The organism is Lacticaseibacillus zeae DSM 20178 = KCTC 3804, assembly GCF_000260435.1.
In the GTDB taxonomy this organism is placed as follows: Bacteria; Bacillota; Bacilli; order Lactobacillales; family Lactobacillaceae; genus Lacticaseibacillus; species Lacticaseibacillus zeae.
Genome location: NZ_BACQ01000040.1, coordinates 19,174 through 31,484, shown reverse-complemented (window position 1 = coordinate 31,484; position 12,311 = coordinate 19,174). Strand labels below are relative to the sequence as shown.

At 49.3% G+C, this 12,311-nt stretch carries 8 protein-coding genes; 3 read left to right on the top strand and 5 right to left on the bottom strand.

The annotated features are described in order from the left end of the window. The 5 genes from GSO_RS08615 to GSO_RS08595 form a co-directional block, all read right to left on the bottom strand. On the bottom strand, positions 1 to 1,134 hold a 1,134-nt coding region (locus tag GSO_RS08615; protein WP_010491132.1), incomplete at its 3' end, for an alpha-amylase family glycosyl hydrolase. 50 nt (positions 1,135 to 1,184) lie between these two features. Next, positions 1,185 to 1,901, bottom strand: a complete 717-nt coding sequence (gene treR, locus GSO_RS08610; RefSeq protein WP_010491129.1) for a trehalose operon repressor — start codon at positions 1,899 to 1,901, stop codon at positions 1,185 to 1,187. Positions 1,902 to 2,186: 285 nt separating this feature from the next. Beyond that, a complete protein-coding gene (locus GSO_RS08605; RefSeq protein ID WP_010491127.1) occupies positions 2,187 to 3,416 on the bottom strand; it encodes an L-lactate MFS transporter in 1,230 nt (409 codons plus the stop codon). A 160-nt stretch (positions 3,417 to 3,576) separates the two neighbouring features. After that, the gene (locus GSO_RS08600; RefSeq protein WP_010491126.1) at positions 3,577 to 5,358 is read right to left on the bottom strand and encodes an ABC transporter ATP-binding protein; all 1,782 of its coding nucleotides are present in this window, start codon (positions 5,356 to 5,358) and stop codon (positions 3,577 to 3,579) included. A 3-nt stretch (positions 5,359 to 5,361) separates the two neighbouring features. Then, complete coding sequence (locus GSO_RS08595) at positions 5,362 to 7,080, bottom strand: ABC transporter ATP-binding protein (RefSeq protein ID WP_010491123.1); 1,719 nt, start codon at positions 7,078 to 7,080, stop codon at positions 5,362 to 5,364. Positions 7,081 to 8,005: 925 nt separating this feature from the next. On the opposite strand from GSO_RS08595, the gene metE reads away from it, so the two are divergent. The 3 genes from metE (at position 8,006) to GSO_RS08575 (ending at position 12,133) form a co-directional block, all read left to right on the top strand. Beyond that, positions 8,006 to 10,291 carry a 5-methyltetrahydropteroyltriglutamate--homocysteine S-methyltransferase gene (gene metE, locus GSO_RS08585; protein ID WP_010491121.1) on the top strand — a complete coding sequence of 762 codons (2,286 nt, stop codon included), beginning with the start codon at positions 8,006 to 8,008 and terminating at the stop codon, positions 10,289 to 10,291. Continuing rightward, positions 10,269 to 11,141, top strand: a complete 873-nt coding sequence (gene metF, locus GSO_RS08580; RefSeq protein ID WP_010491119.1) for a methylenetetrahydrofolate reductase [NAD(P)H] — start codon at positions 10,269 to 10,271, stop codon at positions 11,139 to 11,141. Before metE ends, metF begins: the two co-directional genes overlap by 23 nt. A gap of 167 nt (positions 11,142 to 11,308) precedes the next feature. Further along, positions 11,309 to 12,133, top strand: a complete 825-nt coding sequence (locus GSO_RS08575) for a PfkB family carbohydrate kinase (RefSeq protein WP_010491117.1) — start codon at positions 11,309 to 11,311, stop codon at positions 12,131 to 12,133. Positions 12,134 to 12,311: the final 178 nt, after the last annotated feature.

The window sequence follows — 12,311 nt, the reverse complement described above, 5'->3', positions numbered from 1 at the left end:
GTAATCATCCATTGAATGGTAGTGCGGATCGGTCATGCCGATTTCCTCACCCATATAGATATACGGGGTGCCACGACTGAGGTGAATCGCCGCAGCAAGCATTTCGGCACTTTTAACCCGATACTTGTCAACGTTACCAAAACGATTGAGTGCCCGCGGCTGATCGTGGTTATTCCAAAACAGCGCCTGCCAGCCGCCGCCTTGATCTAACTGTTGACCCCAGGTGTGCAAAATGTCACGCAACACATTGAAGTTATACGGTTCTTTCGTCCACTTTTCACCGTTCTTATAATCCGTCTTCAAATGGTGAAATTGAAAGACCATGGATAATTCATGATTTTCCGGTTTCGTGTAGGCGATTGAGTTCTTAACAGTTTTGGAACTCATTTCTCCCACCGTGACACTGTTTTGATCCTGGCCGAAGCTGTTAGCCGCCAGTTCCTTCAAATAGTCCTGAACAATCGGCGTATCCGTGTACAGCGTTTTGCTGGCAACCTCTGGCGGTGCATCGACCAGTTTTTCTGCCTTGCCAATCACATTCAACACATCGAACCGAAATCCGTGGACACCTTTGGCACGCCAAAAGTTAATAATCGCTGCGGCTTCTTGCCGAACCGCTGGATTGTGCCAATCCAAATCAGCTTGGCGGCGTTCGTATAAATGCAGATAATAATTGCCGGTGTCGCCAAACGGTGCCCACGCTGGCCCGCCGAATTTGCTTTCCCAGTTAGTCGGCAAGCTGCCATCCGGCTTTGGCGGGCGAATATAATAATAGGCTTGATAATGCTTGTCGCCAGCCAATGCCTTTTGGAACCATTCATGCTCTGTGCTGGTATGATTCAACACCATGTCCAACATGATATCGATCCCAGCTTCTTTGAGTTTCTTAGCCAATTCGTCAAAATCCGCCATCGTACCAAACCGTGGATCAATGTTGCGATAATCGGCAACATCATAACCGTTATCGTATTGTGGTGACACGAAAAATGGATTGAACCAGATCATGTCGACGTGCAATGACTTAAGATAATCAATCTTGTCAATAATGCCACGCAAATCGCCGACCCCGTCGCCATTGCTGTCATAAAACGACTTGGGATACAGCTGATAAATGACTTTCTTATGAAATCCCATCATGCACCTCCTTAATCTTCACCTTTAACTGAAGCTCGACCTGCCACCATTCACGGCCGCATTCGCCGCGCAAAATCATGAAACTTAAACCGATCCGCCCGGTGACGCGACTCCGTGTATTGAAACTTTGTTGTATCGACCAGACTGCTGCAACTGCGAACTACGACGACCACTGCGGCTTGGGGCAACTTCAGGTAACGCCGATCTTCTTCGGTGGCTGTTTCCACCGTGATTTCCTTGGTCGCATAGGCAATGGTCAACCCCACCCGACATTCAAGATAGGCATACAACGAATCCTTGGCTGCCGACTCCGGAATCGGCGGCACTACCTTAGGATCAAGATAATCGATATCGATAATGTCCGACTCGCCTTTCAAATACCGCACCCGCTTCAAAAACCGCATCTGTTTAGTCGTCACATGTGGATCCACGTCCTTAAACGACTTGGCTGGTAACGTTGCAAAATGATTGGCCAAAATGACGGTTCGCGTCTGTAAGTGAAATTGTTTGGCCAGTTCGGCATAACTCACAACTCCTGAAACGGGAAAAACGTATTCCTGCCGATTAATCACCGTTGAACCTTTACCTTTTTGCGACTGGATAAACCCGTCGTCTTTGAGCAGCTGCAATGCTTTTCGTACCGTGTCACGCGACGCCTGGTACATTTCCTGCAACGTCCGTTCACTTGGTAGCAACGATCCCGTTACATAAATCTCTGCTTCGATCTTGTCCTTCAGATCCTGATAAATGACATCGTACTTACGCATTTCTTCCCCCTCCAGAAAGCGATTTCACTTACAGAGTTTATTTTACCTGTACGTACAGGTTTGTCAACAAAAGACGCTTGGATTTGGTCAATAATATGTGACATAAACTAAAAATGTTGTCATATCAGCATTTTGGGACATAAAAAAATCCCGTACCTAAATACGGGGTTCTGATATATTAATATCCACATTAGACGGCGTTTATATCACCAGCAAAACATCAACGGCATAATGTTTTTCATTCAGCCTAAAGTCTCTCTCTCGATCTTTTCGCAGACAAAACCGTTAGTCGGTCACATGCTTCGCATCCTGCGCAGTTGCTTTGAATTCCCGCCGAATGCGAATCGACAGCCCTAGAGCCAGTAATTCGAGAAGAACAAAGAGGATCAAGCTAACGGTATAATTGTGAAAATATTCTTCGCTAAAACTCAGCAGCGTCGGGCCAACGATTCCTGCAGCGGCCCAAGCTGTGAGCACATAACCGTGAATTGCGCCAAGCTGTTTGGTACCAAAGACATCCCCAAGATAAGCCGGAATGACCGAGAACCCGGCGCCATAGCAAGACATAATCAGGCATAACGCAATCCCAAAGAGCAGCGGGGAGCCCACGGTCAAAATACCGACCAGCATGATGACATCTACCACAAAAATCAACGTATAGGTGAGCGGCCGACCAATCAAATCAGACAACGTTGCCCATGCCAAGCGGCCAAAACCGTTAAATAAGCCCACGACCCCGACCATCATAGCGGCGGTCGCAGCGGACATACCGGTTTGTTGCTCTGCCATTGGCGATGCAACCGCCACTAACCCGATACCACAGGTGATGTTGATGAAAAACATCAGCCATAAATAGCGGAATGCCGGTGTTTTGACTGCCTCATTGGCGGTCATCGCCTTACCGGTCAAACTCACGCTTTTGGCAAGATCGGCTGCCGGCACTTCATCCGGTCGCGGCTTACGGATTACTTGAGCTGCTCCCAACATGATCACCATATAAACCGCACCCAGCAAATACATGGTGGCTACCAAGCCGATAGTTGCGATCAATTGCTGGGCAACCGGGCCAGTCAACATGGCGGCAAATCCAAAACCCATAATCGCCATTCCGGTCGCGAGTCCGCGATTATCCGGGAACCACGCAATAATCGTTGAAACCGGCGTCACATAGCCGGCGCCCAAACCTAACCCGCCGATCACGCCGTAACCTAGATATAGCAGCGGCAACGAATTGATTTGAACCGCCAAGCCGGTTAACAAAATCCCTGATCCGTATAAAATTGCGGCAACTGTCCCGGTCAACCGCGGGCCAAAGCGCTCAACCACACGGCCCATGAAGGCAGCGCTCATGCCCAGAAAGAAAATGGCAATACTAAACGCCACTGTGACTGAGGACAACGCCCACCCTGTCTGTTTGGCAATCGGACCGGTAAACACGCTCCATGCATAAACAGAACCAATCATCAAATGCAGCAAAATACCGCCTAAAGCGACCAAATACCTACGTTTGCTCATTGCTACCTCCACGAAGTCTTTATTGATCAAAACAGCGAACAGTATTGTTCTTATATAGAAAGACTATCATAAGTTTTAAGCTTTAGAAAGGCCTCTAAATCGCTTTATTTGCGAATTATATTAAAAAAGATTCCGGAATTATTCGGAATCTAAATAGATGCTATTCAAACACCATCTGATTATGGTATAGCTCGGCATAAAAGCCATTTTGCGCCAGCAGCTGTTCATGATTGCCTTCTTCAATAATCCTGCCATCGCGAAGGACGACAATTTTGTCGGCATTCAAAATCGTTTTCAGCCGGTGGGCGATAACAAAGCTCGTCCGCCCTTGAATCACATTGTCCATCGCCGCTTGAATCTTGGCTTCAGTGACCGTATCCACGTTACTGGTCGCCTCATCAAGAATCAGTAAGCGCGGATCGGTTAAGATAGTCCGGGCGATCGACATGAGCTGCTTTTGTCCGGCTGAAAAGACGCTTTGTTCATCCGAAACGAACGTATCATAGCCATCCGGCAGACTCACAATAAAGTCATGAATGTTGGCCTGCTTGGCGGCGGCTTCAACCCGCGCCTGATCTGCTTCAGGATCACCGAAACGAATGTTGTCACGAATCGTTCCGGAAAATAGTTGCGGATCTTGCAGAACAATGCCGACATTTTGCCGCAGTGATGCGAGTTTAAATTCACGCACATCGACACCATCAAACGTAATCGAACCGGAATCGACATCATAGAAACGATTCATCAGGTTCATAACCGTGGTTTTCCCGCTGCCAGTCGGGCCAACCAGCGCCACCATCTCACCTTTTTCAACATGGATCGTAACGCCGTGCAGGATCTCTTTACCCGGAATGTAACTGAAATGCACGTTATCAATCACTAGCTCGTGTTTCAAACCATCTAGCGTGCGGCCATTTTTTGGATCGACTTCATCCGGCTGTTCTCGCACTTCGGTAATCCGACGGGCACCGGTAATGGCTAATTGAATCATGTTAAACAGACTGGTCAGCTGCACGATTGGTTGATAATACTGTTGCGCATAGTTAACAAACACAACCACCAAAGCTAAAGCCGCGCCTTGACTCAGCGATCCGTTTAACGCTAGCCAGGAACCGGCAAAAATCACAATCGCCGTGTTCAGCAACGACAACCCCATGAGCAACGGGTTTAAAATCCCGCTCCAAATCTGCCCACGCAAGTTAGATTTGCGTACCGCATTGTTATACGGTTGGAAGCCGGCAACACTTTCCTGCTGCAGGCCATTGGTAATCAACATCTTCTGACCGGTAATCTGCTCGTTGATGTAACCATTAAGTCGGCCGATATCGTCCTGTTGGCGATCGACCGACACACTCGCCTGGTGCATCACAAACGCCGCCAAGCCAATTGCGACCGGTGTCGAAGCCATGGTAATCCACGCCAATGTAGCATTCTGGGTAAACATCATCCAGATAATCCCGATAAACTGGGCACCGCTTAAGAAGATTTCGATCAGCGCCTGGTTCATGGCATTGAAAATATTATCCAAATCACTGGTAAACCGCGACAGAATATCACCGTCACTGTGGCTGTCAAAATACTGCACTTTCATGCGCTGCATTTTCCGGAACAAACCTACCCGCATGGTCCCGGTCGAATAACCGCTGACTTTTGACAGCAGCAGACTCGAGATCAAAATACTGGAGGCATCAATCAAGTACAGCAAGACAAAAATGGCTAGGGTGTGGTTAAACGCCGTAAAGGAGGCTTGCGCACGCGTTGCCGGGTTCGCCCATTGCTGAACATAGACAGTCAGTTCTTCAATGGCGCGGCCCATATACGTTGGTGCAACAACAATCGCCCATGTGGAAATCGCGATCAAAATCGTCGTGATCAAAAACTCTAGCCAGTATGGCCGTAAATAATGGGCGTAAAATTTACCCGCATTTTTCAAGTCTTTCATGAGTTACACCCCCTCTTCCAGTGCCTTTTGGGTTGCATAAATTTCGCGATAAACATTATTATGCTGAACCAATTCATGATGCGTGCCGCTACCGACCAACCGACCTTCATCAAGTACCAAAATGCGGTCAGCCTTAATAATCGAACTGATTTTTTCCGCAATAATAATAGTAGTTGTGTTTTTCAGCTCATGCGCCAAGGCCTCTTGAACCAATTTTTCCGAGCGAGCATCCAGCGCCGAAGTAGCATCGTCGAGAATCAGGATCTTCGGCTGCCCGATGACCCCGCGTGTAATCGAGAGCCGCTGTTTTTGACCACCTGAAAAGTTCGATGATCGTTCTTCCACTTCTGCATTGTACGTTTGCGGCAAGCGCTCAATGAACTCAGCTGATTGAGCGATTCGAGCTGCCCACTTCATCGAAGCCAAGTCAGCATCCGGATTACCTTGTTGCAGATTTTCGGCAATGGTGCCGGAAAAAAGCGTGGACCGTTGCAGAACAAAGCCAACCGTCTGCCGCAAATCAGCTTCGGTGACAGCGCGGACATCATGCCTGCCAACTTTGACGATCCCGGTGTCCGGGTCAAACAGCCGTGGAATCAGCTGCGCCAAGGTGGTCTTGCCACTGCCGGTCGCCCCGACAATACCGATCATTTCACCCGGCTTAACCGCAAAACTGATATCACGAATCGTCGGTTTTTCATCCCCTGGGTAGGTGAACGTCACGTCATCGAATTCAACGGCGCCGTCCAGATCCCGATGCGGTCCGCTCACAAACGTCATACTCGGCTTGGTATCCATCACTTCATGGATCCGTCGCAAAGAAACCAGCGCCCGTGACGCAAACGTCAGCATAAAGCTACCGTTAATGATCGCAAACAGAATCTGCATCAGATAATTGATAAAACTGGTAATCGCCGCCAAGTTGCTTGGGTGGCTCGTGATATTCTGACCGATCAGCCAGATACTTAAGGCAATCGCCAAATTGGCAATCAGGAAAAACGCCGGCATCAACAAGGCGAACAGATTGCCGATTCTGACACTGACATCGCGCATCTCATCGCTGGATTTGGCAAAATTTTTCGTCTGATTGGCACCCTGAACGAACGACTTTACCACCCGCATGCCCATTAAATTCTCACGCGCCAAGGTGTTCACTTTTTCAATCAGCTGTTGCATCCGGCCAAAATATTTGCCCATACGACTAAACGAAAAAAGACTGACGCCCAGCAGCAACACCATCATGACCGCAATCACCCACCACAACTCCGGCAAGGTCACGATCGCAAGAATCACGGCACCCACAAACAGAATCGGGATACGCGTGACTTGCTGGAAAAAGCCCATGACAATCTGTTGCACCTGATTAATATCATTCGTCATGCGTACAACCAGATTTGACGGTGAAAATTTTTCAACGTCCGCATAAGCCAGACTCTGGATTTTGGCATATTCATCTGCGCGCAAATCAGTAGCAACACCCAGTGCCACCCGCGCCGAATAAATGGTATTGATAATCCCGCCAACAATCCCGATCACCGCCAGCCCAATCAAATACAGGCCATTGGTCCAGACGGTCTGCTTGTCATTTTTCATAATGGCATTCATGATCACCTGAAGCAGATGCGGCTGCCAAAGTGTCGCGAACGCTACCACAAAAATAGCCAGGATTGACCAGATCACGTCCCAGCGATATTTCTTGATGTATGGAACCAAAACTTTCATAGCATTCTTCCTCCGATGACTTGTGCTATTAGCTTACCCTAAAACGTGAAACAAGTCAGCGTTAACGCTCTGGGGCTTTTTCGATTGTCTCAAGGGTCAGCATGACACTGGTGTTGTCATCTTAACAAATCTGCATCATTATTGACTAAATAATGAGAATAGAACATATGTTTTTCCGGAATTCTATGCGTTCACAACCATAAGAGGCTTCATTTTAATTTAATAAATATCTTGACAGCTGCCATAATTGTCAGTATGCTAGTCGCAACATTGAAATGCGGAAAGATGAGTAGTTGTTGGTTTCCTGCTTAGAGAGTGTCTATTTTGGTGCAAGGACATCTGGAAATGGCAACGAATATGGTCTTGGTGATGCAGGTGTGTCGAGCGCGAGCAAAGCACACATGGGGACGCCCATTATTGCGTTAGGTCTCACAGCATGGCTGTCGGACTGATTGAGGAAAGTCGTGTGAGCGACTTTTAAACCAAGGTGGTACCACGGTAAGCCGTCCTTGGCCTAGACATTTTTGTCTGGGTCGAGGACGGCTTTTTTCATTTTTCAACACCTGTGTGCCATTGCAAACCACGTCTTTCGACAGTTCATTTCGATTCATTAGCAAGTGTTCTTCAATTCATCATTGGACTGATTGACATCCTGCTTCATAACGCGTTCGCTGGCGCAGGAGCCTGCGTATAAGGACCTTGGTCGCAATGGCCTAAGTTCGGGCCATCACGCCCAAGGCCGCTTATACTCCGGCTCCTAAGCGCGCCATCTCACGCTCACTTTTAACGCGTTCGCCAGCCCAGAAACCTGCGTGTAAGGACCTCAGACGCAATGGCCAAGACCGGGCCATCACGACTGAGGCCGCTTACACTCCGGTTTCTAAACGGGCTGGCTCACGCTCACTTTAACTAGGAGGTTTTTCTTATGACAACAACCATCATCGGTTACCCACGAATTGGTGAACATCGCGAATTGAAGTTTGCCACTCAGAAGTATTTCAAGCACCAGATTACGGCACAGGAGCTGCAGGAAAAAGCCCAAGCATTGCGCCAGCAGCACTGGGAAACCATTCAAGCGGCGGGTATTGATCAGATTCCCACGGGTGATTTTTCTTTCTTCGATAACACCTTGGATGTTGCCAACCTTTTGAATATTGTGCCAAAGCGGTACTTGGACTTGAACCTGTCGCCACTCGATACCTACTTTGCCCAAGCGCGGGGTTATCAAGGTGATGCCGGTGATGTTAAGGCACTTGCCATGAAGAAATGGTTCAACACCAACTATCACTATCTGGTGCCTGAATTTGATCGCGACACGCACATTCAAGTGACGGACTGGCAACTTTTCGAGCAATATCAAGAGGCCAAAGCACTAGGCATCGCGGCGCGCCCGACTTTAATCGGCCCTTACACGTTGTTGAAACTGTCACGCTTCATTGATGTTGCTCCGGATGATTTCGTAGCCGACTTAATCACCGCTTATAGCACAATCATTCAGCGACTACACGCAGCCGGCGCGGAATGGATTCAACTTGATGAACCGGCGCTGGTTTATGACCAGACTGATGCTGACTTAGCCTTGTTTAAACGACTTTATACGCCGATTCTGGCGCAAAAGAACACCGCCAAAATTCTGGTTCAGACTTATTTCGGCGATTTAACCGACTCGTTTGACCAGATTTCCGAACTGCCTTTTGATGGCTTCGGCCTGGATTTTGTGGAAGGCTATGCGAACCTCGATCTGCTGAAAAAGCACGGCTTCCCGGCGCATGCCACCTTGTTTGCCGGCATCGTCAACGGCAAGAATATCTGGCGGACGCACTATGCTGATGCTTTGGCAACGATTAAGCAGCTGTCAGCTATCACGGACAAGCTTGTGTTGAGCACCTCCACATCGCTATTGCATGTCCCTTATACACTACGCAACGAAACGCATCTCAAGCCTGAAGAAAAGCAATATCTGGCGTTTGCTGAAGAAAAACTAAATGAGTTGCACGAACTTGACGCTATTTTCCACACCGGCGCCGATCACGAAGCTTATCAGGCTAACGTCGCCTTATTCAGCAAGCCACGCTACGAGGAAAATAAAGCCTTAAACGCCAAAATTGCGGCCTTAACGCCGGAGGACTATAAGCGGACGCCTGATCGCAAAACCCGGCTGGCGATTCAGGCTAAGGAATTCAACCTGCCACTACTGCCGACAACCACCATCGGCTCGTTCCCGCAAACCGCAGAAGTTCGGCGCAATCGGGCTAAGTTCCGCCGCCATGAAATCACGGAAGCCGAATATACGGCATTCAATCATCAAGAAGAAGTCGATTGGATCAGATTCCAGGAAAAAATTGGCTTGGACGTTCTGGTTCACGGCGAGTTTGAACGCAACGACATGGTTGAATATTTTGGCGAAAACTTCGGCGGCTTCCGCTTCACCGACAATGGCTGGGTACAAAGTTACGGAACCCGTGGCGTGAAACCACCGATCATTTGGGGCGATGTTGTACGCACCAAACCGATTACAGTGGCGGAAACGGTTTTTGCCCAAAGTCAAACCGACCACCTCGTCAAAGGCATGCTCACCGGACCGGTCACCATTTACAACTGGTCGTTTCCGCGTGAGGACTTGAGTCAAAAGACCAGCGTCGAGCAGATTGCTTTGGCCCTAGAAGATGAAGTGCTGGATCTTGAAAAGCATGGCATCAAAATCATTCAAATCGACGAGCCGGCGTTACGGGAAAATCTGCCACTACGCAAAAAAGACTGGTATCCCAAGTATCTGGACTGGGCAGTCCCAGCCTTCCGCCTCGTTGCCAGCAAAGTAAAACCGGAGACCCAGATTCACACGCATATGTGTTATTCGCAGTTCGGCGACATCATTAAGGCGATTGATAATCTTGATGCCGATGTGATTTCGTTTGAAGCTGCGCGCTCTGATTTCAGCCTCTTGGACATTCTCAAAGCCACCCATTTTCAGACCCACGTTGGCCCCGGCGTTTACGATATTCACTCGCCGCGCATCCCTTCCAAAGACGAAATCGTCCACATCATCCACGAAATTCTGAAACGGTTGCCGGCTGATCATGTCTGGATTAATCCTGATTGTGGACTTAAAACCCGCGATGTCCCGGAAACCAAGGCCAGCTTGATCAACATGGTCGCAGCGGCTAAACAAGTACGTAAGGAACTCACTCATGAAAATCAACCAGTGCTTTAAAGATCATCAAGTCATTTCATTTGAAGTCTTTCCCCCGCGCAAAAATGCCAGTAACGTTGCGTTAACGCCGATTCTCAATACCCTCGATGCGGTAAAAGAAGCCGATCCTGATTTTGTCTCCGTCACATTCGGTGCGAATGGCAATAAGCCACACATGGGTACGCTGGAGGTCGCCAAGTTGATCAAAGACGAGTTTGATCTAGAACCGGTCGCCCACTTACCGGCTGCCCAGCTCACCCGCGCGCAGGTCGACGCAGAATTGCGCGGTTTTCAAGAAGCCGGCATTGATAACATTCTCGCCTTGCGCGGTGATATTCCCAAAAGCGGCCGCGTCAGCAACGACTTCCCTTATGCCTGCGATTTAATCGAACACATTCACCAGCGCGGCGATTTCAATGTCGTGGCAGCCTGTTACCCGGAAAAACATCCCGAATCACCAGATGTAGTCAGCGACATTCGCCACCTTAAGGAAAAAGTCGATGCCGGAGCCAGCCAACTGATTAGCCAACTTTTCTTTGACAATCAGGTTTTCTACCGTTTCCGCGAACGCACCGAGCTTGCAGGGATTCACGTACCCATCGAAGCCGGGATCATGCCGGTGATCAACGAGCATCAAATCGAACGCATGGCCACCATGGCTGGCGTCAATTTGCCGCCAAAATTTGTCGCCATGATGCAACATTTTTCCGGCAACAAAGAAGCCATGCGCGATGCGGGGATTGCTTATGCCATTGATCAAATTATTGATTTATTAGTGCATGGTGTCGATGGCATCCACATTTACACCATGGACAATCCCACGGTTGTTAAACGAATTGCTACGGCAACAAAGACAATTCGGAATGCTTAACTGATTTTGATACCTTCAATGATGAATGGTCCCGGCGCGGTGCCAGGGCCATTTTAGTTTGCACGGAAGCCAGTTTGTGCCAATATATAAAAAAGCTCATTGACAGTTCGTTAAAAATTGCGCATGCTCTTTGTTAAGCACCTATACTTTTAGAAAGGATTCATACTTTGAACACGAAAAGTCTGATCATTAGTCAGGATTTGTGCGGTGTCGGCCAGGTTTCCATGGGCGTGGCTTTGCCGTTAGCGGCCGGTCTGGGGTTGACGCCGCATGTGTTGCCGACCGCCTTACTGTCGAGTCACACTGGCGGTCTGGGCGCTAATACTTATCTTGACCTGAGTTCCGAGATGCCTGGAATTCTGACCCATTGGCAACGACTGCAACTACAACCCGACGGCATTTATCTCGGCTATCTTGGCCAAAATGCCGCGCTTCAATGGCAACGCTGGCTGCCAAAACTTTCTGCGCCGCTAGTCCTGATCGATCCGGTTATGGCAGATGACGGCAAGCTTTATAAAGGTTTTGATGCCGCCTACGTCGAAACGTTGCAACAGTTAGCCTACCGCGCCACGGTTCTGACACCGAACATCACCGAAGCGCAACTGCTTTTAGACGAGCCACTGGTGGCATTGACGGAACCGTCAGCCGTGATGGCGTTGGCTAAGCGCCTGCACGCCCAGTTCCACAATGCGGTTTTAATCACCGGGGTGCCGTTTCATAAGCAGATTGCCGTTGTCGGGATGGATGCGTCTGGGGAAACGCTGGCACTGGCGCAGCCAAAAGAACCCGGGCATTATTTTGGCACTGGCGATCTTTTCGCTGCGGCCTTGGCAACTGGCTTGCTGAAAGGCCAGCGCTTGCGGCAAGCAGCGGCAACTGCCATGGTGGCCGCGCGCTTGGCAATTAAAGCCACATTGGCCGCTGATGCTGATCCGAAATACGGGTTAAATCTCGCTGGGGTGATCCCGGCACTGAGTAAGCAACTGCCTTAGATCATACAATACGCTAGCGTGCTGCCAGCTTCTATTCGCGCGGGCTCACGCTCATCTTAACGCGTTCCCCCGCGCAGAAGCCTGCGTGTAAGGACCTTGGTCGCAATGGCCTAAGCCCGGGCCATCACGCCCAAGCCCACTTACACTCCGGCTTCTAACCGCGCGGGCTCACGCTCAT

Bases quoted from the DNA above. Each gene is read 5' to 3' on its own strand.
- treR (WP_010491129.1), bottom strand. From the start codon at position 1,901: ATGCGTAAGTACGATGTCATTTATCAGGATCTGAAGGACAAGATCGAA.
- GSO_RS08605 (WP_010491127.1), bottom strand. From the start codon at position 3,416: ATGAGCAAACGTAGGTATTTGGTCGCTTTAGGCGGTATTTTGCTGCAT.
- GSO_RS08600 (WP_010491126.1), bottom strand. From the start codon at position 5,358: ATGAAAGACTTGAAAAATGCGGGTAAATTTTACGCCCATTATTTACGG.
- GSO_RS08595 (WP_010491123.1), bottom strand. From the start codon at position 7,080: ATGAAAGTTTTGGTTCCATACATCAAGAAATATCGCTGGGACGTGATC.
- metE (WP_010491121.1), top strand. From the start codon at position 8,006: ATGACAACAACCATCATCGGTTACCCACGAATTGGTGAACATCGCGAA.
- metF (WP_010491119.1), top strand. From the start codon at position 10,269: ATGAAAATCAACCAGTGCTTTAAAGATCATCAAGTCATTTCATTTGAA.